The 23834-nt window shown below is 62.3% G+C and carries 21 protein-coding genes and 2 pseudogenes; 14 read left to right on the top strand and 9 right to left on the bottom strand.

Going from position 1 to position 23834, the window contains the following annotated elements; genetic code table 11:
- Window positions 1–4 precede the first annotated feature (4 nt).
- On the top strand, window positions 5–157 hold the full coding sequence (locus ACN9M1_RS03040; protein WP_426397279.1) for a hypothetical protein: 153 nt from the start codon (window positions 5–7) through the stop codon (window positions 155–157).
- 69 nt (window positions 158–226) lie between these two features.
- On the opposite strand, the gene ACN9M1_RS03045 is transcribed toward ACN9M1_RS03040, so the two are convergent.
- The 3 genes and pseudogenes from ACN9M1_RS03045 to ACN9M1_RS03055 all read right to left on the bottom strand — a co-directional run bounded on the left by ACN9M1_RS03045 (window position 227) and on the right by ACN9M1_RS03055 (window position 1659).
- Window positions 227–469 carry a hypothetical protein gene (locus tag ACN9M1_RS03045; protein WP_426397281.1) on the bottom strand — a complete coding sequence of 81 codons (243 nt, stop codon included), beginning with the start codon at window positions 467–469 and terminating at the stop codon, window positions 227–229.
- A gap of 205 nt (window positions 470–674) precedes the next feature.
- Window positions 675–1139, bottom strand: a pseudogene (locus ACN9M1_RS03050) (efflux RND transporter permease subunit); the annotation flags it as partial.
- Between the two features lie 25 nt (window positions 1140–1164).
- Complete coding sequence (locus tag ACN9M1_RS03055; RefSeq protein ID WP_426397283.1) at window positions 1165–1659, bottom strand: hypothetical protein; 495 nt, start codon at window positions 1657–1659, stop codon at window positions 1165–1167.
- A gap of 131 nt (window positions 1660–1790) precedes the next feature.
- Here ACN9M1_RS03055 and istA point away from each other — a divergent pair, with 131 nt between their 5' ends.
- The 8 genes and pseudogenes from istA (at window position 1791) to ACN9M1_RS03095 (ending at window position 9879) form a co-directional block, all read left to right on the top strand.
- A complete protein-coding gene (gene istA, locus ACN9M1_RS03060; protein WP_012760797.1) occupies window positions 1791–3317 on the top strand; it encodes an IS21 family transposase in 1527 nt (508 codons plus the stop codon).
- Entirely contained in the window at window positions 3307–4092 is a 786-nt protein-coding gene (gene istB / locus ACN9M1_RS03065) for an IS21-like element helper ATPase IstB (protein WP_021197713.1), read from the top strand. Before istA ends, istB begins: the two co-directional genes overlap by 11 nt.
- 64 nt (window positions 4093–4156) lie before the next feature.
- A pseudogene (locus ACN9M1_RS03070) lies at window positions 4157–4639 on the top strand (TPM domain-containing protein); the annotation flags it as partial.
- Complete coding sequence (locus ACN9M1_RS03075; RefSeq protein ID WP_426397285.1) at window positions 4639–5139, top strand: TPM domain-containing protein; 501 nt, start codon at window positions 4639–4641, stop codon at window positions 5137–5139. The pseudogene ACN9M1_RS03070 and the gene ACN9M1_RS03075, both read left to right, overlap by 1 nt.
- 327 nt (window positions 5140–5466) lie before the next feature.
- Window positions 5467–6303, top strand: a complete 837-nt coding sequence (gene ppk2 / locus ACN9M1_RS03080; RefSeq protein ID WP_426398786.1) for a polyphosphate kinase 2 — start codon at window positions 5467–5469, stop codon at window positions 6301–6303.
- 213 nt (window positions 6304–6516) lie between these two features.
- Window positions 6517–7875: an MBL fold metallo-hydrolase RNA specificity domain-containing protein gene (locus tag ACN9M1_RS03085; protein WP_426397286.1), complete on the top strand. Its 1359-nt coding sequence runs from the start codon at window positions 6517–6519 to the stop codon at window positions 7873–7875.
- Window positions 7876–8326: 451 nt separating this feature from the next.
- Window positions 8327–9142, top strand: a complete 816-nt coding sequence (locus ACN9M1_RS03090) for a phosphatidate cytidylyltransferase (protein ID WP_426397288.1) — start codon at window positions 8327–8329, stop codon at window positions 9140–9142.
- Between the two features lie 371 nt (window positions 9143–9513).
- Entirely contained in the window at window positions 9514–9879 is a 366-nt protein-coding gene (locus ACN9M1_RS03095) for an OmpW family outer membrane protein (RefSeq protein ID WP_426397289.1), read from the top strand.
- Between the two features lie 266 nt (window positions 9880–10145).
- Here ACN9M1_RS03095 and ACN9M1_RS03100 read toward each other — a convergent pair whose 3' ends face one another.
- Window positions 10146–11315: a 4-hydroxybenzoate 3-monooxygenase gene (locus ACN9M1_RS03100; RefSeq protein WP_426397291.1), complete on the bottom strand. Its 1170-nt coding sequence runs from the start codon at window positions 11313–11315 to the stop codon at window positions 10146–10148.
- A 298-nt stretch (window positions 11316–11613) separates the two neighbouring features.
- On the opposite strand from ACN9M1_RS03100, the gene ACN9M1_RS03105 reads away from it, so the two are divergent.
- Window positions 11614–12738 (top strand): alpha-hydroxy-acid oxidizing protein, encoded by a 1125-nt coding sequence (locus ACN9M1_RS03105; RefSeq protein WP_426397293.1) that lies wholly within the window; start codon window positions 11614–11616, stop codon window positions 12736–12738.
- A gap of 73 nt (window positions 12739–12811) precedes the next feature.
- Here the strand turns inward: ACN9M1_RS03105 and ACN9M1_RS03110 are convergent, their stop codons facing one another.
- The 5 genes from ACN9M1_RS03110 to mdlC form a co-directional block, all read right to left on the bottom strand.
- Entirely contained in the window at window positions 12812–13780 is a 969-nt protein-coding gene (locus ACN9M1_RS03110) for a helix-turn-helix domain-containing protein (protein WP_426397295.1), read from the bottom strand.
- Window positions 13781–14261: 481 nt separating this feature from the next.
- The gene (locus ACN9M1_RS03115; protein WP_426397297.1) at window positions 14262–15653 is read right to left on the bottom strand and encodes an MFS transporter; all 1392 of its coding nucleotides are present in this window, start codon (window positions 15651–15653) and stop codon (window positions 14262–14264) included.
- 144 nt (window positions 15654–15797) lie between these two features.
- Complete coding sequence (locus ACN9M1_RS03120) at window positions 15798–16733, bottom strand: ketopantoate reductase family protein (protein WP_426397298.1); 936 nt, start codon at window positions 16731–16733, stop codon at window positions 15798–15800.
- Between the two features lie 12 nt (window positions 16734–16745).
- The gene (locus ACN9M1_RS03125) at window positions 16746–18230 is read right to left on the bottom strand and encodes an aldehyde dehydrogenase (RefSeq protein WP_426397300.1); all 1485 of its coding nucleotides are present in this window, start codon (window positions 18228–18230) and stop codon (window positions 16746–16748) included.
- A complete protein-coding gene (gene mdlC / locus ACN9M1_RS03130) occupies window positions 18230–19819 on the bottom strand; it encodes a benzoylformate decarboxylase (protein WP_426397301.1) in 1590 nt (529 codons plus the stop codon). Before mdlC ends, ACN9M1_RS03125 begins: the two co-directional genes overlap by 1 nt.
- Before the next feature lie 94 nt (window positions 19820–19913).
- On the opposite strand from mdlC, the gene ACN9M1_RS03135 reads away from it, so the two are divergent.
- From ACN9M1_RS03135 to ACN9M1_RS03150, 4 genes are all read left to right on the top strand, one after another.
- Window positions 19914–20813: a LysR family transcriptional regulator gene (locus ACN9M1_RS03135; RefSeq protein WP_426397303.1), complete on the top strand. Its 900-nt coding sequence runs from the start codon at window positions 19914–19916 to the stop codon at window positions 20811–20813.
- Window positions 20814–20902: 89 nt separating this feature from the next.
- The gene (locus ACN9M1_RS03140) at window positions 20903–22390 is read left to right on the top strand and encodes an ABC transporter substrate-binding protein (protein ID WP_426397305.1); all 1488 of its coding nucleotides are present in this window, start codon (window positions 20903–20905) and stop codon (window positions 22388–22390) included.
- A 50-nt stretch (window positions 22391–22440) separates the two neighbouring features.
- Window positions 22441–23154, top strand: a complete 714-nt coding sequence (locus tag ACN9M1_RS03145; protein WP_426397307.1) for an ABC transporter ATP-binding protein — start codon at window positions 22441–22443, stop codon at window positions 23152–23154.
- On the top strand, window positions 23141–23833 hold the full coding sequence (locus ACN9M1_RS03150) for an ABC transporter ATP-binding protein (RefSeq protein ID WP_426397309.1): 693 nt from the start codon (window positions 23141–23143) through the stop codon (window positions 23831–23833). The genes ACN9M1_RS03145 and ACN9M1_RS03150 overlap by 14 nt, the downstream gene beginning before the upstream one ends.
- The last annotated feature ends 1 nt before the right edge of the window (window position 23834 follow it).

The following is a 23834-nucleotide window of genomic DNA, read 5'->3' on the forward strand; positions in this document are numbered from 1 at the left end:
CACAATGAAGAACATCATCCTCATCCTGTCGCTGGGCGCCACGCTGCTAGGCGGATGCGCCGTTTATGTGCCAGATGCGGGCCCGGTCGCAAGGCCGCAGGGCGGGCCGGGCAACGGCTTCTGCCCGCCCGGACAGGCGAAGAAGGGCAATTGCTGAGCGGCAGATCTGAGCGCCCAATGAAGAAAAGCCGGTCTATGACCGGCTTTTCTTCTTGCGTGGCGACGCTTACTTGCCTTTGCTCGCGTGCTTGTGCTGCGTCGATTTTCCGTGCTGATGCGCGCGGTCTTCGGCGCGGGCGCGGCCCTTGTCGCGGTCAGCAGCTTCGGGGCCATTGGTATTGGCCATGCCTTGGCTGCTCATATGCGCGCCCGAACCGCCGCCGGCATTGCCGCCCTTGGCCTGCGCCGGCACCGACATCGCGAGCAATAAGCCCATTGCCGCGGCCATCATCCATTGGGTAGCCTTCATTGCTTCCTCCTTCTGATTTGGGTTCCACGATTGTAGGGAGGTGCAGATGAGAACGCTTCTTTCTGTGCGACCAATGGTAACGGCATCGTGTGGAATACCGGCGCTCCCCTAATCGAGCGTTTTTGAAGATTGTGCCTGTTTGCCTTCCACTTGCGGAGCCGTTTTTTTCGCGTTGAGGCGACCAAGACTGCTTGGCGCGTAACCCTCAGGATTGAGGCACCGCGTCACTGTGCGACCAGATCTCTCGTCTGCGTAATACCATCCCGCAGATCGCCGGCAGAATAAACAGTGTCAACACAGTGGCGGTCGCAAGCCCGCCGATGACGGCTGTCGCCAACGGCTTCTGCACTTCGGCTCCGGTACCGGTCGCGATAGCCATCAGCACGACGCCGAGCGACGCCACCAGCGCCGTCATCAAGACGGGGCGCACGCGCTCCACGGCGCCCTCAATGACCGCAGCCTCAGCCGGTAAGCCATCTTCCAGACGCTTGCGGATGGCGGAAATCAGCACCAGTCCGTTCAGCACCGCTATCCCTGACACGGCAGTGAAGCCGACCGCAGCGGAAATCGAGAACGGAATGCCCCGCAGCTCCAGCGCGAACACCCCGTCCGCGGGAGCGAGCGGCACCGCTGTCAACACGGTCGGCGCCAACAACGCGTTGCCGCTGGCCGCAAGCTCGTCGAGGCCTGCAATGTCAAGGTTTCTTTGATGGTTCTTGTTGCTTGAGCATCTGCTCCATCATCATCTGCATCATGTCCATGCGGTTTTCCATCATGTTCATGCGCTGATCCATGGGCATGCCCGAGCCGCCCATCATCGGCCCCGAGCCGCCGGCCCCCATTCCCTGGCCGCCCATCATGTCCATCATCATCGGACCACCCATGCCACGCATCGTCTGCATCGTGTCCTGCATGGCTTGCATATGCTCGGTCATCAGGCGCTGCCGCTCTTTCGGGTCCTTCGTCTGATGAATCTTGTCCATCTGGGCCAGCATGTTTTTCATCTGCTGACGGGCCTGCTCGAAGCGCTTTTCTGCATCCCCGGATGTTGGTGCGGCTGGCGCCTTCTTCTGCGACGCAGCGGCAGGCTGACTGGCTTCGTCCGGATGATGCGCGTCGACAGCGAATGCCGGCGTGCTGCCTATCAGCAAGGCGCCGGCCACAAGACAACCAATACGCTTCTTATCCATGATGGAATCTCCTCCAGTTGTTCGGAATGTTGATTTGCACCGAATCCTGACCCACCCGAGGTAGGTTTTTGCATCGAATGTTGACCCACGTATAGAACACTGTCCCGCTCGGCAACGAGCGGGAGATCGGAGTGATCGACGTGGCCATACTGAGCATCATTCGACGCTGGCATCTTCGCGACCAGATCCCGCTGCGCGAGATCGCCAGACGCCTGGGCATCTCCAGGAACACGGTCAGGCGCTATCTGCGCGCTGACACCACGGCACCGGCCTATCCTGCACGGCAGAGTCCGAGCAAGCTCGACGGCCATGCCGCCAAGCTCTCCGCTTGGCTCAAGACCGAGGCCAACAAGCCACGCAAGCAACGGCGCACACTCAAGCAGATCCACACTGATCTGTGTGCCTTGGGCTTCACCGGCTCCTACGATCGCGTTGCCGCATTCGCTCGCCGCTGGCGCCAGGAGCAACAGGAGCAAGCCCGCACGTCGGGGCGAGGCACCTTTATCCCACTGCGCTTCGCAGAGGGTGAGGCCTTCCAGTTCGACTGGAGCGAGGACTGGGCGGTCATCGCCGGCGAGCGCACCAAGCTGCAAGTGGCTCAGTTCAAGCTCAGCCACAGCCGCGCATTCTTCCTGCGCGCGTATCTGCTGCAGACCCACGAGATGCTGTTCGATGCCCATCACCACGCCTTTGTGGCCTGGGGCGGTATCCCGCGTCGCGGCATCTACGACAACATGAAGACCGCCGTGGATCGCGTGCGCCTGGGCAAGTTGCGTGACGTCAACTTGCGCTTCAGCACCATGGTCAGCCACTACCTGTTCGACGCCGAGTTCTGTAACCCGGCCTCGGGCTGGGAGAAGGGGCAGATAGAGAAGAACGTGCAGGACAGCCGTCACCGCATCTGGCAACGCATCCCTGCATTCGGCTCTCTGGCGGCACTTAATGACTGGCTGGCCGACCAGTGCGTACGGCTGTGGCAGCAGACCCGCCATCCTGAGCTGGACATGACCCTCTGGGAGGCCTGGTCGCTGGAGCGGCCACACCTGATGCCCGTGGGGCAGCCGTTCGATGGCTTTGTGGAGCACACCAAGCGCGTCTCACCAACCTGCCTGGTGACCTTCGAGCGCAACCGCTACAGCGTACCGGCGTCGTTTGCCAACCGGCCCATCAGTCTGCGCGTCTATGCCAATCGGCTCGTGTTCGTGGCCGAAGGCCAGGTGATTGCCGAGCACGTGCGGCACATCGACCGTAGCCATCTTCCGGGGCGCACAATCTATGACTGGCACCACTACCTCGCGGTGCTGCAGCGTAAGCCCGGTGCGCTGCGTAACGGCGCACCGTTCGCCGAACTGCCAGAGGGCTTCCGACGCCTGCAATCCACACTGCTCAAACGCCCTGGTGGCGATCGCGAGATGGTCGAGATCCTGGCGCTGGTGCTGTTGCACGACGAACAGGCCGTACTCACTGCGGTGGAGCTCGCACTGGAGGCGGGTGCCCCGTCCAAGCAAACCATCCTGAACATCCTCAGCCGCCTCCTGGAAGGCGAGCCCGTGGCACCGATCACCTCACCACAGGCACTGGCGCTGCACGTCGAACCGCAGGCCAACGTCGGCCGCTACGACAGCTTGCGAGATCGGGAGGTGCATCATGCAGCATGAAGTCATGTTGGAGATGCTCAAGTCGTTGAAGCTGCACGGCATGGCACAAGCGCTGGGCGACCTGGCGGCGCAGGACTCGCCGGCCTACCAGTCGGCCGTGGCCATCCTGTCGCGTCTGCTCAAGGCCGAGCTCACCGAGCGCGAGGTGCGCTCGCTGGCCTATCAGATGAAGGTGGCGCGCTTCCCGGCCTACCGAGACCTGACTGGCTTCGACTTCAGTTGCAGCGAGGCCAACGAGGCGCTGGTGCGGCAGCTTCACCGCTGTGAGTTCTTGGAGTCAGCGCACAACATCGTATTGGTCGGTGGCCCCGGGACCGGCAAGACCCATCTCGGCACTGCCATCGGCGTGCAGGCGGTGGAGCACCATCACCGCCGGGTGCGCTTCTTCTCGACCGTGGAGCTGGTCAACGCGTTGGAACTGGAGAAGGTCTCCGGCAAACCAGGCCATCTGGCCACGCGACTCATGTATGCCGACCTGGTGATCCTCGATGAGCTGGGCTATCTGCCGTTCAGCCAGACCGGCGGCGCATTGCTGTTCCACCTGATCAGCAAGCTCTACGAGCGCACCAGCCTCATCATCACCACCAACCTGAGCTTCGGCGAATGGTCCAGCGTCTTCGGGGACGCCAAGATGACCACCGCGCTATTGGATCGCCTCACGCACCACTGCCACATTGTTGAAACCGGCAACGATAGCTATCGTTTCAAGCACAGCACCACCCAGCCCAAGAAGGAGAAACGCACCGCCAAACAACCCGCACAAAGCGACACCTAACAGCCTTTGGGGTGGGTCAGTTTTCGATGCAAATCCTGGGTCAGGATTCGGTGCAAATCAACAGCTGGAGGGCATCCTGACCGATGCGACTAGCAAGCGCATCATCAGTGAGGTCATCGTGCCCAGGTTCAAGGTTGGTGATTTCTACGGTGGCGTGACGGCCGGCGTTCAAAGCATGCAGACCGTCATCGAAGGGGAAGCGCTACCCCCTCCCTCGAGATCCGTGCCTACAGGTAACGAATCCGTTCGGTCCTACATGCCTGTCATCCTTCTATTGGTTGTGTTCTTGGGTGGTGTGCTTAGAGACTTCCTGGGCCGCTTCCCAGGGGCGGTCGCAACCGGCGCCGTTGTGGGGCTGGTCGCTTGGTTGCTTTCGGGGGCCATCTTCGTTGCGTTGACTGCGGCAGTGATTGCCATCCTGACGCTGCTGGGCGCAGGTATAGGGGGGCATGGAGGCGCGTGGAATATCGGGTCGCGCTCGGGCCACGATCGATTCGGTGGCGGTGGCGGCGGATTCGGTGGCGGCGGAGCCTCGGGAAAATGGTAATGGCAAACATCAAGCGGATTCTTTCCCATTTGCTGACGACGCCCTGGCGGGTGAGGCGGACGTTTCCACGCGAGACGATGCGTGCCATCGAGCACGCCATCGCGCAGAGTGAATCGTCCCATGTTGGGCATCTCTGCTTTGCCGTGGAGGGCGCGCTGGGTTTTCCCGCGCTATACAAGGGGGTGACGCCGCGTGAGCGTGCCCTGGAAGCCTTTTCTCAATTGCGTGTTTGGGACACGGAGCAAAACAACGGCGTCCTGATTTATCTGTTGCTCGCTGACCATTGCGTCGAGATCGTCGCCGACCGCGGCATCCATGCGAAGGTTGGAACGCAGGGTTGGCAGGTGATATGCGGCCAGATGGAAGCCGCCTTTCGGCGCGCCGATTACCAGCGCGGCGTCGTCGAAGGCATACGGTCCATCACGCAGAGCCTGACACAGCATTTTCCGGCGCGCGATCGGCGTGAGCAAGGTCTGCCCGGAAAACCGGTCATCCTATGAATACGCGGACGAGCGCCTGTGCAGTTGCTATAGAAGTTCAACATCGCTGCATTCGCTCACTGATGCGCCTCATTGCGCCAATGTTTGTCTCGTTTGGACGCAGTACCCGTGATTCCCCTACAGACTCGCTCATGAATTGGCGGCGCTTGATGCACCTCAAGCTTGCTCGGCTGGATCCTCTTACGCTGAATATAAGTACAGATCGGCCGCTCAGTTCGTTCTGTTTCCGCTCCAACGTATTCGCAATGGATGCGCCATACGACGAATCACGCGTTGGATATTGAACCTGTCTGCATGCCGATGCAGTCAGTGCAGGAATTCTCAACAATGGCAAAGCGAAAGAAGAGCCGAGATGCCTCACGGGCGGACTTGGAGCAGGCGGTAGGTTCGTCACCGGGACATCCGCTAGATCACGAAGGTTATGAGGCGCAACTGCGCTTGCTGCAGATCGAGCTGGTCAAGCTCCAGCGCCATTTCATCAACTGCGGAGACCGCATCCTAGTTTTGCTGGAGGGCCGCGATGCGGCTGGAAAGGACGGCAGCATCAAACGCATTGTCGAGTTTCTGAGTCCCCGCGAGACGCGGGTTGTGGCGTTGGGGAAGCCATCCGACCGAGAACGTACCGGCTGGTACTTCCAGCGGTATGTGGAACATCTTCCGCTGGCCGAAGAATTCGTGCTCTTTAACCGGAGCTGGTACAACCGGGCGGGTGTTGAGTCCGTGATGGGCTTCTGCACAGCAGAGCAGTATGAGGAGTTCATGCACTCCGTGACCTATTTCGAGGCGATGCTTGTGAACTCCGGCATCAAGCTGCTCAAGTATTACCTCGACATCAGCAGGACTGAGCAAGCCCGTCGGCTTGCCGAACGACGCCGTGATCCGCTCAAACAGTGGAAGACCAGCCCGATCGACGCCGTGGCGTTAAAGCATTGGAACGAATACACGGCGGCACGCAACGCGATGCTGATACGCACTCACACAGCTGCAGCACCCTGGCATGTCGTACGCACCGACGATAAGCGCACGGCCAGACTCAATCTGATCCGCCATATCCTGTCACGGCTGCACTACGCGGGTAAGAAGAACAAGCTGGTGACGCCAGACCCGGAAATCGTCTTCGAGTTTTCGAAGGATTGCGTCGATGCCAACTACCTCGCGCACTGATTTCCGGCAACTTGACGACGAGACGGCACATGAGAACGATCATCTTCGAAGTCGGAGGGCAGCTTTCGAGCAGCAGCGCTCAAGGCACTTGCCGATCAGGATTCAGATCATGACCGAATGGCTGACTGGTTGCCGCTTGATCTCTTAGGCGGAACGAAGCTATAGAGCAGTCGGTACTGCCCAGACGTGAAAGCCCCTCAGGAGAGACAGCCCATGCAACTTCAGTTTCTAGGAGCCACTGGCACCGTGACGGGCTCGAAGTACTTGCTGCGGAAAGAGAACTCAACCGTACTGGTGGACTGCGGACTGTTCCAAGGTTTCAAGCAGCTGCGACTCCGCAATTGGGAACCACTGCCCATTGCCGCCAGTTCAATCGATGCCGTTATCCTCACCCACGCGCACATCGATCACAGTGGCTACGTGCCGCTCCTTGTACGGCAGGGCTTCCGTGGCAAGGTGTACTGCTCTGAAGCGACCCGCGATCTGTGCGAGATCCTGTTGCCAGATAGTGGGCGCCTGCTGGAAGAGGAAGCCGAATATGCAAACCGCCATGGCTTCTCAAAGCACAAGCCGGCACTGCCGCTCTATACCCGCGAGGATGCGGAGAATTGCCTGAAACGCTTTGCTCCGCGACCGTTTGGTCAAGAGTTCGAACCGGCTGTTGGGCTGCAGGCTAGGCAGGACTCTTCTGGGCATATGCTGGGCTCGTCTTTCGTGACCTTGACCGATGGCGAGCGTTCGATTTTGTTCTCAGGCGATATTGGCCGGCCGAACGATCTCGTGTTGCGTGCTCCCGTACGCATGCCCGGCGCGGATTACCTGGTCGTTGAATCGACCTATGGGGACCGGCAGCATGAGCCGTCAGATCCCTTGCTCAAACTCGGCGAGGTAATCAAACGCACTGCGGCCCGTGGAGGTGTTGTGGTGATTCCAGCCTTCGCGGTGGGACGTGCACAGAGCCTGATGTATTGCGTGCATCTGCTGAAGGAGCGAGGTGCAATTCCCAATCTGCCGGTTTACCTCGACAGCCCGATGGCGATCGACGCGACGCGGCTCTATCACAAGCACCGCCCCGAACACCGCCTATCGCCGCAGCAGTGCGACGCTATGTGCCACGCGGCGACGCTCGTCAAGACGGTTGATGAGTCGAAGATGCTGAGCGCCCAGCGTATGCCGATCGTGATCATCGCCGCCAGCGGGATGGCTACCGGCGGGCGGGTTGTCCATCACCTGAAGGCTTTGGCGCCGGACCGTCGCAATACCATCCTGTTCGCCGGCTACCAAGCGGGCGGCACGCGGGGAGCAGCGATCCTGAACGGGGCGCCAACCGTGCGTATCCACGGAGAAGACGTGCCCGTCCGTGCCGAGGTCGCGTCGCTCGACAATCTGTCGGCACACGCCGACGCGGGTGAGATTCTTGCCTGGATGCGCGGCTTCGAACGGGCACCACGGCAGACTTACGTGACGCACGGGGAACCGGCAGCCGCAGATGCAATGCGCATACGTATCGAACGCGAACTGGGATGGTCGGCCCGAGTGCCAGATTACCTGCAGACAGTAGAGCTTGTATGAAAACCGACCATTCCAGCGGCATGCCAGAACATGTGGGTCGCGCAGGCGATACGCTCAGAGCACTGACCGGCATCAAATGGACGTAAGAGCGAAGGTCTAAGCTGAACGTAGGCTGCAAGATTCGGAGGTGCTGCTATGTCATCGCCTAATCGTTGTGCGAAGCGCACCTTCTTGGCATTTTTGCTGGCAATGTCGAGCACGTTTGCGGTTGGACATCCCAAGCTTGCCTCCTTAACGCCAGCTAACGCCTCTGAAGGGACCGCCCCCTAAGAGATCGAATTACGATTCTCCGAGCGTCTGGTGTTCCCATATTCCGGCGCCAATCTTGTCATAGCTGAGGAACCAGGGAGGGCGCTTCGTGGGCCAATGAGGATTCCGATTGTCGTCTCTCGTGGCGATGACGAAAGAACGATTGTGCGTTCCCCTTGAGATATTCGTCGGAGCCTGACGCATGTTGCTGACTCGCGTGGTAACCGCTGTCTGCCTGCTGCTGGTCATCCTGCCGATCCTGTTTTTCGCGCCGCCCTCAACTCTGGCCGGGCTGGTGACTGTGTTTGCCGCGCTGGCCGCCTGGGAGTGGGGCCGGCTGCTGCGTTTGCCCGGCTGGTGGGGCGCGGTGCTGTACGCGGCGGTCACAATCTTGCTGACGATCGCCTGGTGTGACGTGCCTGCGCGCGACGACGTGCAGTTCTTGCTCTATGCCGACGTGGCGACATGGGTGGTTGCCTGGGTCCTGCTTAGCGGTGGCGTGCGTGCGTTGACGGGCGGCCGCAAGGTCATGTTTGCCATTCTGGGCTGGGTGATCCTCCCCGCGTTTGTGCAGGCGGCTATCACGCTGCGGGCGTCGGGCATCGCGTATCTCTTGTCTGTGGCAGTACTGGTGTGGGTGGCCGACATTGGCGCCTATTTCGTAGGCAAGGCCTTCGGCCGCCGCAAACTGGCGCCGATTATCAGCCCGGGCAAGTCATGGGAAGGGGCCATCGGCGGCTGCGTGGCAGTGGTGCTTATTGCCTCCGTGGCCGGCACGACGCACTGGTTTGCGCCGACTTGGTTTTCGCGTCAGTTTGACCAGCACGGTCCGGTGGTCGCCTTGGCGCTGACCATCATGCTGGTTGTCGCGAGCATTGGTGGAGACCTGTTTAAATCCCTGCTCAAGCGCCAGGTCGGCGTGAAGGACAGCAGCCACCTGCTGCCGGGCCATGGCGGCGTGCTCGATCGCATTGACGCACTGTTGCCTGTGCTGCCCCTAGCAGCTTTGTTGAATTGAGGCGCTTGCGAAGATGAGCACCACTGCGCGCACAAGTCGAAGAGCTCGGCATCAAGCCGAAGAACGCGTTCGCGCGGGGGTCTGTTCGTCCAGGGAAAGAGCGGTTCGCGTTTGCGCCGTGGCGCCGTGCTCGCCCAGGGCTGGGTGCGCGGTTGCGACGGCACGACGCGACTGGGCGACGACGTCTTTGGCGCAGGGCTTGCGTTGATCGGTTTTGGCCACGATGTCAGCACACAACTGGACGCCGACACCGCCAACGCAACCTCACCCTCATCGATCTGGGTCAGCCACAAACCAACCCCGTCGCAACCGCTCGTGCGTGGAACCCGGCGCTCATTGGGCAGTACTACTTCGGAACAGCGCAGAGCAAGTTGCGTTCCTTCGTTGGTGCGGGCATCAGCTACAACTTCTTCACGCAACTTCGCCTGAACCCGAATTTCGTTACCGCCATGCAGAACCTGGGCCAAGTCCTTCAACTCGGTATGGGACGGATTCCGACCGGCCCCGCCAAGGTATCGGCAGAGACCTCCAGTTCATGGGCGCCCGTGGCCAACATCGGCGTGTCGTATGAGTTCGCCAAAGACTGGACGCTCGTTGGCACTGTCGCCTATCTGCCGCTCAAGACCACGTCGGCCATCACGCTCCGGAGCCAGGAAGGCCAGGTGTTGGCTGTCAACAAGACAGAGATCAACGTGAAGCCTGTCGTCTTCAGCCTGAACGTTGGTTACCGGTTCTAGTCGACCGGAAAGCCGCCCAGGAGGCGGCGCATCAGCGGGCGGGCGTGGCCCTCGCGGAACGTGAGTGCTCCCATGAACGTTGCACCGTCCCACATCCCCGAGCTGTCGCGGCACTGGCCCAAGCTGCAGCCGTTCGGGACTCATACGGCAGGCCAAATTGGTCCCGCATCATTCAGCGAGCATCATGTCCCATCCCATAGGCGCGCGTGAATGAACTCTAGAGTAGGAGCCTTTCCAAATCCCCAAGCGAGCCGTTGTTCGAGACTTCAAACCGCCGCTGTTCCAACGTAGTTCTCGGCCAGTGCGGTTAATGCAGCTCGCGAAGTTGTGACGTGCTCCAGCTCGGCGATCTGTAGCTGCTGTTCGAATGGCGATACGCCATCCATCCGATGCATCATGCGGGTCATCCAGTAAGAGAAATGCTCCGCTCGCCAGATACGCCGCAGGGCGGTTTCACTGTATGCCTCCAGCAGATCTGGGCGGCCGGTCAGATAGAACTCCTGCAGGGCAGCAGTCAGGATGCGCACATCCGAGACAGCCAAGTTCAGTCCCTTCGCGCCAGTCGGCGGGACGATATGGGCGGCATCGCCCGTCAGAAACAGACGACCGTGCTGCATCTTCGTCGAGACGAAACTCCGCATTCCAACGATGTTCTTCTGAAAGATTTTCCCTTCAACGACCTGCTGATCCTCCGTGTCCACGCGCGCATGCATTTCTGCCCAGATCCGGTCGTCCGACCATGCATCGACGGAGTCCTTAGGGTCGCACTGGAAGTACATGCGCTGCACAGACGGCGAACGGGTACTGACCAATGCGAAGCCACGGTCGTGGTGCGCGTACACCAATTCGTCGGACGAAGGCGGTGCCTCCACAAGAATGCCGAACCAACCAAATGGGAAAACCTTCTCGTAGTCCTGTCGGAGTTCTGACGGGATTGCTGCCCGGGAGACGCCTTGGGAGCCATCACATCCGATGACGAAGTCGCAGTGAACCGTCTGCTCGGTACCGTCGTGCTCGAATCGAATGGTCGGCGTATCGGAATCGATGCCGTGGATGGTTGTTTCCGACACGTTGAAGTACAAGGCACCGTTCGCTGCGCAGCGGGCCGCAATCAAATCCTTCAGTACCTCGTGCTGCGCGTACACGGTGATTGCCTTGCCTGTTAGCTCACCAAGATTCACTCTGCGCCGCTTGCCAGCAAATGCAAGCTCGAACCCATGATGGACTGCCCCTTCGGCTTTCATTCTTGTGCCTAGCCCGGCTTCGGCCAGCAGATCCACCGTGCCGGGTTCCAGCACGCCTGCGCGAATTGTGGATTCGATCTGCTCGCGGCTACGGGACTCCAGCACGACGGACTCGATGCCGCGCAAATGAAGCAGGTGAGAGAGCAGCAGACCCGCCGGGCCCGCACCGATGATGCCAACTTGTGTACGCATACTTGTCTCCGATCAAACTTCTGGAGGCAAGTTTGGGTAAGCCAATTGCATTCAGCAACGCGATATTGCGGATATTCAGTATCCGAATTGCAGATAGAGGTGCGGGTCGGCTTCAGCGCTGGGGCAGGATGCAAGCCATGCCGGTACGGAATGACTTTTCCCCAAATTGGCAATATGAGATTGCGGTGTGTTGTCGTGACAATCCCAAGGTGCATCCGCTATCGGTTATCGAATACGGCGGCCCCAATCATTGCGCGCAGATGCATTGACTCATTCAACCCAAAGGAGATTGCGGCGTATGAAGCCGTCGTTCAGCGTCGAAGACTATCGGCGTGCTGCCCAGCGGTATTTGCCTCGTATGGTCTTCGATTACATCGAAGGCGGTGCCGATGACGAATCCGGGCTTCAGCGAAACCGCAGCGCATTCGACAACTTCCAGTTCAAGCCTTCCAGGCTGACCGATGTCCGGCATCGGGATTTGTCGATTGAACTGGCTGGGCAGCGTGCAGCGCTACCGTTGGTCGTCGCGCCCATGGGGCTGACCGGTGCGTGCCGGCCCGATGGCGATGTCATGCTGGCACGAGCCGCTGCCCGGGCCGGCATTCCGTTCGTGCTGTCGACGGCCTCCAACGTGTCATTGGAAGACTTGGCGCGACGCTCAACTGCGAGACTCTGGTTTCAGTTGTACGTCGTGCACCGCGAGCATGCCCGTGCTCTGACCGCGCGCGCATTGGCAGCGGACTACGAAGCCTTGGTGCTTACCACCGATGTCACGGTCAACGGCAATCGCATCCGCGATTTGCGCAATGGTTTTTCCGTGCCGCTGCGTTTGACGCCCCGTCTTGCTCTGGATGCCTTGACTCACCCGGCTTGGCTGACCGGGCAGCTTCGAGGTGGCTTCCCAACGTTGCCGAATGTGCAGACTGAGGGGGCGGCCAGCCTCGAGGTTCAAGCTGCGCTTCTGCAGCGGCGCATGGACGCGGGTTTTTCCTGGGATGATTTGGCCGCGCTGCGCGATCACTGGCCACGCAAGCTATTCGTCAAAGGGATCTTGAGCGCCAGCGATGCAGCGCGCTGCCGTGCGCTGGGCATTGACGGCGTGATTGTGTCGAACCACGGCGGCCGGCAGTTGGCTGATTTTCCGGCGCCCATGGACGTGCTGTCCGGCATTGCAAAGGCGGCTGGCGACACGATGACGATCATGGTCGACAGCGGCTTTCGCAATGGCCGAGATGTTGTCAAGGCGCTGGCCTCCGGCGCGCATGCGGTGATGCTTGGGCGCGCATTGCTCTACGGCCTCGCCGCGAGTGGAGAGGCCGGCGTCGATGACGTCCTATCCATGTTCCGCGCGGATATCGACCGCACGCTCGCGCTCATTGGATGTGCAAGCGCTGCTGCATTGGGGCCGGCGCACCTTGCATAGAAGCGCCGGCGAACTTGGCACTGCCGGCCAGTCCCCACACCTATGCCATGTGCCGGCATAGGTGTGAAGCGTTTCAGGCGGCGAGTGCACCCTTCCGGTCGACATCGTTGCACAGCCTCCATTCTCGGGGGGGCATGCCGAAGTGCTCGCGAAAGCAGCGGCTGAAGTGCGTGACGTCGCTGAATCCCCATGAAAAAGCGATATCGCAGATGCCTCGTTCACGGTAGCGAACATCAGCCAAATCGCGTTGGCAACCTTCGAGGCGCATTTTCCAGATGAGCTTGCTCAATGGCAGCGGCTCGTTCTGGAACAGGCGATGCAGGTGCCCTGGAGAGACCGAGAGCGCCTCTGCAATGCCGTTGACGGTGAGGCCAGCCTCCCGCAGGTGATCCCGAACATAAGCTTTGGCGCGCTCAAGGTGATACGCCTGGAGGTTCGATGGCCTGCGGGCATTTGCACTTGGCAGGCTGCGCAGGCCGGCCGCCACAATGCTGACCAAGCTGTCCGACATGCTGCCCGCCGCTGAGGGGTGGACGTTAGCGATGTTCGCGTGAAGCGGGTCCAACATCGACAGGAGCAGGCTCGCCGGCGTACTTTGCCGGTGCACCGTGGTGGCTGTGAGTTCATTCACGCTTCCTACGGCATTCTCGAGACAGGTACGAGGCACACGAAGCACGGACACATCGTGATGGGTGCCCTCGAAATGCAGCTCATACGGGCGTGTGCAATCGTAGATGGCAAAGTCACCCGGCTCGAGCACCGCTTGCCGCTCGTCCTGACACACCACGCCGCGCCCCACGCGTTGTACCTGAACGAGGAAGTAGTCCTCGGTTTCCCGGCGGATGTCTGACAATGGCCGCCAGATTCGCTGTGCACTCGAACTCAAACGCGTCAGCCGTAGCGGACCGAGCGCACCGAAATCAATGTTGCCGAAGAACCCCAGATCGCCCGGAGAGGCACAGTTCAGTTGCACGTAAACCGTGCAGATCATGTCGAGCCAGTAGGCAAATCGCTCATGGGGAGGCACAGAACTGGTGCTCAAAGACTGAGGGGCAGCCACCTTTGAACCCATGGGTTCCATGCTGCGCGTGGCGTCAAGGTGTGTCACGGAAGAAGCCCTCAGCGATTGAATTTGGACGTGGCCACAAATGCAAAGTGCATGCCCGCAGGCATACGAATCATGAGCGGGCCGGGGATATCTGCGAGCGCGACTTCAACATAGCAGGGACTTCCCGGGCTTCGTATGCGTGGCTTCCCGGATGCCTACGGTGCCAAAGGGCAGAAGTGTTGAGCGGGGCACAGCCACGCACGGTGGAGGATGTTCCATGCAGGAGCACTTGATCACTTGCCGCAGCAGCCACCCGGTCTGAGCCGGCTCCACCGTGGACAGTGGCGCCGCTCGTACTGGGAGAGATGACATGACCGAGCTACCTTGCGCAGCCCTACGCCGGCCTAATGCGGCGGCGTCCCTTCACCCGTTGACGGGAGCGGCGGTGCAGGATCGCACCGCCGAAGCGTGGCGGCTATGTTTTGAGAATGTTGGCCTGCCGGTTGGGCGGGGCCGTCATGGCGTTGCCTGTCCGTGCGGTCAGACGCGGAATCTGCTCGCGCATGGCTAGCAGCGCAGCCAGCACCACCAACATTGCGATTCCGAGCATCGCCAGATAGGCCGTTGCCCCGCCAGCGGTGATGACCATGGCACCGGCAAACGCGCTGAGGATGGCGCCCAGCCGCCCGAACGCCAAACCTGATGCGGTGCCTGTCGCGCGCACCGCCGTTGGATAGATGTAGGCGCACAGCGCGTACATCGTCGATTGCACGGCGTTGACGAACAGCCCATGCAGCCCAAGGCCGACGATCAGCAGGTTCGTGTTCAGCTTGGCGTCGACACCCTGCAGGGCAAAGGCGCTCGCGGCCGCGCCTACGCAACACAGCGCCATGGGCCAGCGCGAACCCCAACGCGCAATCGTCACCGCGCAAACCAAGGCGCCGATCACGCCGCCCAGGTTGTACGCTGTCAGTCCCGAGCCCGCCACACTCACGCTCAAACCTTCTGAAGCCAGCATTGTGGGCAGCCAGCTGAACGCCGAATACACGGCGAGCAGGCACATGAAGAATGCCGCCCAGAGGGCGATTGTGTCGCGTGCCTGCCCAGGGGCGAAAAGCGAACGGAAACTCGCGTGCTGGATGACCTTCTGGCCAGCCATATCGGCAAACACTGCATTGGCCGGCACATCGCGTCCCATCTTCGACAGCAACTGCGCCAGTTGCGGCCAGTGCGACTGGCGACGGGCCAGGAAGCGCGGCGATTCGGGCAGCGCAGCCACCAGCACGAACCCGAGCACCAGCGGCAGTGCGCCGCCGATCCAGAACAGTCCGCGCCAGCCATAGAGCGGCAGCACGTGGCCCGCAAACAGGCCTGCCAGCATCCCGCCCAGCGGCACGCAGACGATCGTGGCCGTCACCGCCAGCGTGCGGCGACGCGCAGGTGTGAACTCCGCCGTCATCGTCGTGGAGCTTGGCAGCGCGCCGCCAATGCCGAGACCCGCAATAAATCGCAGCGCAGCAATCGTCGCCACATTGGGCGCAAAACCGATTGAGCACGTCGCCACGCCAAACAGGAACACGCTGCCGATCAGCGCCCAGCGTCGCCCGAAGCGATCAGCAAACAGCCCCGCCAGTGCGCTGCCCAGCCCCATGCCGATCAAGCCCGCAGCTACCGCCGGAGCAAACGCGTTGCGCGTGATGCCCCATTCCTTGATGAGGACAGGGATGGCAAAGCCGATCAACTGGCCGTCAAAGCCGTCCATGACGATGGCAAATGCTGCCAGCAGCACCGCCATCTTCTGCGCGAGGGAGAACGGCCCGTCATCAAGGACCGTACCGATATCAACCGTAGTCTGGTTCTTGCTCATGCCGGCCTCCGCTGGGGCGCCGAACACGCGAACGCGCAACGCAATACCGCCGCCGCGTTCACCAATTTGGGACTGCACATCATGGTTGTCTCCGTTGAGGTGGCGTCTGCGCGCCATCGAATAAAACCTGGGTACCTCGGCCAGCTAGGGTGCTTGCTGACGCACGGACCGCGCCTGCACTAACCGCACGAGTTGCATCAACGTCTCGGTGTGCGGCACGGGCACGCCATGCCGGCGCGCTGTCGCCACCACGGCGCCGTTGATGGATTCGATCTCGGTAGGGCGTCCAGCCAGCACGTCCTGCAGCATCGACGGCTTGTGCCCGCGATGCGCAACGATGGCGTGCCGCACGTTATCGTTCACCTTCGCGGCATCCACCGTAATGCCGCTGGCGCGGGCCACGGCCAGCACTTCGTCCACGATGCTCAACGCCAACGTCGGGCCGTCTTCCACCGCACCCAGCGCGTCGACAGGTTGGTTCAACACTGTACACAGCGGATTGAGTGCGGCGTTGAAGGCCACCTTCTCCCACACAGCGCCCCACACGTTGGCATCGGCCTGGCAGTTCAGGCCTGCGGTGGAGAGCGTATCCACTACGCGTGTCAGCATCGGGCGCGGTGCACCGTCGGCCGTCATCAATCGGATAACGCCCGCGCCATGCGAGCGCACGTGGCCCGGGCCTGCGAGATCCGCCGGCCACGTCGTCACGCCAACGAAGATGCGCTCCTGCGGCACGACCGACGCCAGCGCCTCCACGTTGCCCAGCCCGTTCTGCAGCGTCAGGACATGCGTGGATGCGCTGATGACATGACGCACGCTCGCCAGTGCGGCACGCGTGTGCATGGACTTGGTGAAGACGATCAACAGGTCCGGCACGTCTGCCGCATTGCCCGGACGCAGCGCCAGCAGGTTGCGCACGTGGCGATCGCCGCCATCGGTTTCCAGCCGCAAGCCGTGTGCGGCGATGGCGTGCAAATGCGCGTCGTTGATGTCGAGCAGCGTGACATGCTGATCGGCTTCAGCGAGCAGCCCGCCAAACAGCGAGCCCATCGCACCCGCGCCGAGGATCGCGATCTTCATTGGCATCTCAACTCAGAACGGGTAATGGCGCGGCGTGGTCTGCACCGTCATCCAGCGCAGCTCGGTGAACTCCGCCACGCCGGCGCGGCCGCCAAAGCGCCCAAAGCCGCTCGCCTTGACGCCTCCGAACGGCATTTGCGCCTCGTCGTGCACGGTGGGCCCGTTGATGTGGCAGATGCCCGATTCGATGCGGCGTGCAACGTTCATTGCGCGTGCCACATCGCGGCTGAACACGGCAGACGACAAGCCATACGCGTTGTCGTTCGCACATGCGACGGCGGCATCGTCACCGCTCACGCGCACGATGCCCTTAACAGGGCCGAACGATTCTTCTGCGTAGATCAGCATGTCAGGCGTGACGTGGTCGAGCAGCGTGGCGGGCATCAGCGTGCTGGTGGCCTTGCCGCCGCACAGCAGTTTCGCGCCTTTGGCGAGGGCGTCGTCGATGAGGTGATTGCAGCGCTCGACCGTGCTCATGTCGACCACCGAGCCGAGCACCGCCGGCCCCTTGCGCGGATCGCCTAACGGCAGCGCTGCAGCCTTGGCAGCCAGCTTGGCAACGAATGCATCGGCGATGGATTCGTCGACGATGATGCGCTCGGTGGACATGCAGATCTGGCCCGAATTGGCGAACGCGCCAAAGGCCGCGCCATCGACTGCCGCGTCGATATCTGCATCCGCCAACACCAGCAGCGGCGCCTTGCCGCCGAGTTCCAGCACGGCGGGCTTCAGGTATGTCGCGCACGTCTGCGCGATGATGCGGCCCACACGCGTAGAGCCTGTAAAGTTGACGCGCCGCACGGCCGGGTGGGCGATCATTGCCTCCACCACCGCACCCGCGTCGGCCGGGGCATTCGTCACGAAATTGACAACGCCGTTTGGCAAGCCTGCCTCTTGCAGGGCTTCGATGATGAACCCGTGCGTGGCAGGCGAAATCTCGGAGCCTTTCAATACGACGGTGTTGCCGCATGCCAGCGGCAGGGCAATCGCACGCACCGCCAAGATGACCGGCGCATTCCACGGTGCGATGCCAAGCACCACGCCTGCTGGTTGGCGCACGCCCATGGCCAGGCTGCCCGGCACGTCGGAGGGGATGATCTCGCCGGCGATCTGCGTGACCATCGCAGCGGCTTCGTGCAGGCCGCTGGCGGCTAGGTGCACGTTGAAGCCGGCCCACAGCGCGGAGGCGCCGGTCTCCGCAGCCATTGCGGCGGCGAATGCCTCACCCTTCGCTTCGAGTGCCTGTGCGGCACGCATCAGCAACGCGCGCCGCTCGGACGGGCCCATTGCGGCCCAGGCGGGGAACGCAGCGGCAGCCGCATCAACGGCACGGCGTGCATCGTCCACCGTGGCAGCCGGCGCGCGCGTGGCCACGGTACCGTCGAGCGGATTGCGTCGCTCGAAGACTGCGCCGTTGGCAGCTTGCACGCGCTCGCCGTTGATCAGCATCGAGATGTTTTGCGCCGCGTCCAGCGGGGCAATGTTCGTATGGGTCATCAGTCAATCTCCACTTCAATCAGGGTGGGTCCGCTGGATTGCAATGCGGTGCGCAGCACGGCTTCCAGCGCGTGCGGGTCGCTCACGCGCTCGCCAGTGCAGCCCATGGCGCGAGCCAGACCGACGAAGTCGATGCCGTTCAGGTCGGTACCCTGCACCACATCGGTGGCGGCAAAGCCGAACACCGGGGCAAACTCCTGCAGGGCTGCGTAGCGGTGGTTGTTCAGAATGATGAACGTCATGGGAAGCTCAAGTAGCGAGGCACTCCGGAGCGCCTGGATCGAATACATGCTCGATCCATCGCCAATCAGGCCAATCACGCGCGTACCAGGCGTCGCCAAAGCGACACCCACGGCAGCGGGCATGCCATAGCCCAAGCCGCCGCTGTCCATCGTGTAGAACCCTCCCGAGCGGCGCATTGGCAGATAGGCCTGCATGGTTGCCCGAGCGCTTGGGGCTTCTTCGACGACGATGTCTGTGGGGCTACGTACAGCGTCGAGCGTTTGCAAGACGAAGGCTGCGGACATGGGCGAACCCGGCTCCGCTTGCGGCGATTTGGTGCGCGGCGGCGGCAGCGGCCGGGCCGGCGGTGCGGGCCTTGCGAGCAGATCGAGCACCCCAAGGCGAACGTTGCCGACGGCGGAGATGCCTTCGGGAGTCCAGGCAGCCGTGGCCGGATCGTCGATCAGTTGCACGAGCGTTGCACCTGGTGGCACATGGGGGCCGTGTCCTTCCACGTGATAGGCGAACGCCGGTGCACCGAGCGCGAACACCACGTCGTGCCCCTGCAGCAGGCTGACGATCTTCTCGCGCATCGCGGGCAGGAAACCGGCGAACAAGCGGTGGTCTTCGGGAAACGCGCCGCGCCCGGCCATCGGCGCGGTGAACACGCGCGCGTTGTGGGCCTCGGCGAGTTGCACGACGGCATCCCACGCGCCGGCACGATCCACCGCGGCCCCCACCACGAACGCCGGCCGTTGCGCCGCGTCCAGCAGGTCGCCGATGCGCGCCAGCGTGACCGGATCGGGCCGCACCGTGGTAGCCATTTCGTGCACGGCGACGGGCTCGGTCGTCTGGTCCCAGTCATCGACGGGAATCGACACCAGCACTGGGCCGCGCGGCTCCTGCATGGCGATGTGATAGGCGCGGGCCAGCGCCAGCGGCACGTCTTGCGCGCGCGCAGGCTCGATGCTCCATTTCACGTACGGCTTGGGCAGCTCGGTTGCCTGGTTGGAAGCGAGGAACGGATCGAACGGCAGGATGGACCGCGCCTGCTGCCCCGCCGTGATCACCAGCGGCGTGCGGTTCTTGAAGGCCGTGAAGATGTTGCCCATGGCGTTGCCGACGCCAGCAGCTGAATGCAGGTTAACCAGAGCAGCATTGCCGGTCGCTTGTGCGTAGCCATCTGCCATGCCGACGACCACGGCTTCCTGCAGGCCCAGGATGTAGCGGAAATCTTCTGGAAAGTCGCGGAACATTGGCAGCTCGGTCGAGCCCGGATTGCCGAAGACATGCGTCATGCCGAGGCGGCGAAGCAAGTCGATCGTGGCGTCGCGCACCGTGACAAGCGCGAGCGAAGTGCGGGTCATGCAGGGTCTCCTTCCTTGTTCTAGGAGAGCAGTATGGAAGCCCATCCCCTTGCCGCGATATTGAATTCTGGGGAAAAAGTCATTACCTTCTTGCATGGCCTTCGATCTGCGCCAACTGCGCGCCTTCACCACCATCGTTTCCGCCGGCAGCCTCGGGCGTGCGGCGGACGTCCTGCACGTCACCCAGCCGGCGCTGAGCCGCATCATCAAGCGGCTTGAAGACGAGGTCGGCGCACCGCTGTTTGAGCGGCACTCCAAGGGCATGCAGTTGACCGCCATCGGGCAGGCGCTGCTGCCGCATGCTGCATTGCTGCAGCGCGAGGCGGACTACGCACGTGAAGAGATCGACGCCATGCGCGGGCTCGCCAAGGGCACCATCCGCGTTGGGGCAGTGGGCAGCATCGCAAGCTACGTCCTGCCGCTAGCCGTGGGTAACGTGGTGGCGCGCTGGCCTAACCTACGCGTAGAGATACTGGAAGGCGTGTGGGATCGGCTGGCCGAGGGACTCGTTAAGCACGAGATTGACCTCGCGCTGTCGATTGCGATGCCGGATACCGAGGAAATCATCGCCATCGCGGATTGCCGCTGGGAGGATGCGAGTTTCGTGGTCGCATCACCGGAGCACGCGCTGCGCCAGCGCCCCAGCCTGATGCTGGCCGATACGCTCGATGCGCCGTGGGCCATTCCGCCACGTGGCACCGGCCCCTACGAGCATATGCGCCAGGTATTTGAAGCCGCTGGTCTGGGATTGCCGAACATCGTGGTGGAAACCCGTTCGGTGACGGCACTCAAGAGCCTCGTGGCGCGCTCCGGCTTCCTGAGCTGGATGGCCGAACCGATGATCGACGCCGAGCGCCGCGCCGGTGTAATCGAGCCGCTGCCGATTCCCGGCCTGGTGGCGCGCCGCACGCTCACTGCGTTCCGGCGCCGCCACGGCATTCTGCCCAGCCCCGCCGTCAAATTGCTCGAAGCGCTGCGCCAGCTGACGGCCTGAGCTTGATTGCGCATCGTAGTTCGCCTATTCGCTCGAAAATCCGGCACTTGGGGTAATCCCCGCAAGAGATTCCCAGACAAGTTTGTGGAGTGTTCTGGCAAAGCATCGCCTGCACCTCGTTCTTAGACTTCTTTCCAAGCCACAACCAATCCGCATGCTCAGGCAGAGCGCAGGCGAGCGGATTGCGGCTTCTGATCGACAGGCTAAGGGGAGAGTGTATGACCGTATGCAGCCAACATCCGCACACAGCGGACGAAACAGCCGACCACCCGAGCGACATGGGGTCTGCTACGGCAGCTTCGGATAGCAACGGAGGTCGCCGACGGTTCCTGCGTCAATCGGCTGGCGCAGTCGTTGCCGCGGCATTGTCCGGTATCGGCAAAGCGCAGGCGGCAGGCGGCGACGTCATCCGGATCGGCTATATCAGCCCACGTACAGGGCCATTTTCTCCCTTCGCCGAGGCCGACGAATTCACGCTGGACCAGATTCGTCGGGCTGTTGCCGGTGGCTTGAACATCGGCGGCAAAACCTACCGGGTCGAAATTCTGGCGCGTGATGACCAGAGCAGCCCGGATCGCCAGTCGAACCTGGCCGCAGAGTTGATCAACAAGGACAACGTCGACCTGATTCTCGGGCAGGTATCGGTGGCAGCCGGAATGTCGCAGCAGTGCGAGCTCAATGGCGTGCCATGCCTGACGACGATGGGGCCCTGGCAAGCATGGATGTTCCCGCTCAAGGGGACGCCGGACAAAGGGTTCAAGAATGCCTTCCATTTTTTCTGGGGGCTGGAAGACATCGGGAACGTCTACCTCGACATCTGGAGCGGCTTGCCCACCGACAAGGTGGTGGGCAGCGTTTTCTCCAATGATGTGCCGGGCAATGCCATGGGGGATGCGAGGCTCGGTCTGCCCGCGCAGTTCGCCAAGGCAAATTACCGCATTGTCGATATCGGCAAGTTCCAGGTCGGGACCGACGATTTTTCTGCATACATCCAAGCCTTCAAGCGCGAAAAGGTCGAGATCGTCACCGGGCTGTTCAGCCCGCCGGAGTGGGCCACATTCGTCAAGCAGTCGGCACAGATGGGGTTCAAGCCCAAGGTGGCCACCGTCGCCAAGGCCCTGTTGTTCCCATCTGGTGTGGCGGCGCTTGGACCGAGCGCGGAAGGCATGTCGACGGAAGTCTGGTGGACGCCAGCCTATCCGTTCAAATCGAGCCTGACCGGGCAGACGGCGCGGCAGCTTGCCGATAGCTATCAGGCAGCAACGCACCGCGAATGGACGCAGCCGATTGGTGTGGTGCATGCGCTGTTCGAGGCAGGCATCCAGGCGCTGAAGGCGAGCGGTAACCCGAAGAACCCCAAGGCCGTCGCGGATGCGCTGCGCACGCTGCGTCATGAGACGGTGATCGGCAAGCTCGACTTCACCACCAGTGGCATCAAGAACGTTTCGAAGATCCGCGTCGTGGGCGGGCAGTGGCATGTGGGCGCAGGTGGCAAGCCGGAGATCGCCATTACGCATAACCGCACCGCGCCGGAAGTACCGATCCAGCGGCCGTTTGCGCTGCTCAAGAACGCGTGAGGGACGACGTGTTACTTGAACTGTGCGGCGTCAGCAAACGCTACGGCGACATGACGATCATTCCGCCGCTGGACCTCAGTGTGAACGCCGGCGAGTTCGTCGGCGTGATCGGCCCCAATGGTGCTGGCAAGACGACGCTGTTCGGCATGATCTCTGGGGGCGTGAGCTGCGATACCGGAAGCGTGGGCCTGTCCGGCAAGAACCTGACCCCGCTGGGGGCTGACGCGCGCTGTCGGGCAGGCATAGGCCGGACGTTTCAGATTCCGCAGCCCTTCCAGGCGATGACGGTCTACGAGAACGCGCTGGTGGCCGCCACCTTTGGCGCAGGTCTGCACAGCCGAGCCGCGCAGGCCAGCGCGTGCGACGCACTGGAGCAGTGCGGACTCATTGCGCTGGGCGATCTCCCCGCAGGCAGGCTGACGCTACTGCAACGTAAGCGTCTTGAAGTGGCGCGTGCACTGGCCACGCAGCCGAGCGTGCTCTTGCTCGATGAGGTTGCCGGTGGGCTGACGGAAGCCGAGGTGGTGGAGCTTCTGGAGCTTGTGACCGCCGTCAACAAGAGTGGTGTGACCGTGCTGTGGATCGAGCATCTCGTGCATGCCTTGGTGTCCGTGGCACGCCGGCTCGTGGTCTTGGCCAGCGGCGCCATTCTGCAGGATGGCGAACCCGGGGCAGTATTGCGCAGCCAGGTCGTTCGTGAAACGTACCTGGGGTCCGATCTGGACACCGAACTGGAAGACGAGGCACACCATGCTGCGCACTGATCGGCTCTGCGCTCACTACGGCCTGTTCCAGGCGCTGTTCGATGTCGACGTCCAACTGGCGCCGGCGGAGACTGTCGCTCTGATTGGCGCCAATGGCGCCGGGAAATCCACGTTGCTGCGCTCGCTGATGGGCGCGCTTCGGGTGCGCCACGAGGCGATCACCCTCGATGGTGAGCCCATCGGCGGTGACCCTGAGCGCAAGCAACTGGCGCGCGGCATCGCGCTCGTGCCGGAGGGGCGCCGCCTGTTTCCAAGCCTGACCGTGCTGGAGAACCTGCAGCTTGCTGCCAGTCACGGGCGCCGCGGGCCGTGGAGCATCGAACGGGTGCTGGAAGCACTGCCGGTGCTCAAGCCGTTGGGTCAAAGACCCTCGACCGCGTTGTCCGGTGGCCAGCAGCAGCTGGTGGCGATCTCGCGCGCACTGGTCACGAATCCGCAGTATCTGCTCTGCGACGAGATCTCTCTGGGGCTTTCGCCAGCCGCCGTGGACGAAGTGTACCGACTGCTGGCGCAGGTTCGCGACGATGGCGTGGCGATCTTCCTGGTGGAGCAGAACGTTCGCCGCGCGTTGACCGAGTCCCAGCGCTTCTATTGTGTTCAGAAGGGGCGTGTCGTGCTGTCAGGGGATTCGGCACAGGCCGATCACGCGCAAGTCGCCCACGCCTACTTTGGAGTTTGAG

The organism is Ralstonia sp. R-29 (assembly GCF_049913345.1).
Classification (GTDB): Bacteria; Pseudomonadota; Gammaproteobacteria; order Burkholderiales; family Burkholderiaceae; genus Ralstonia.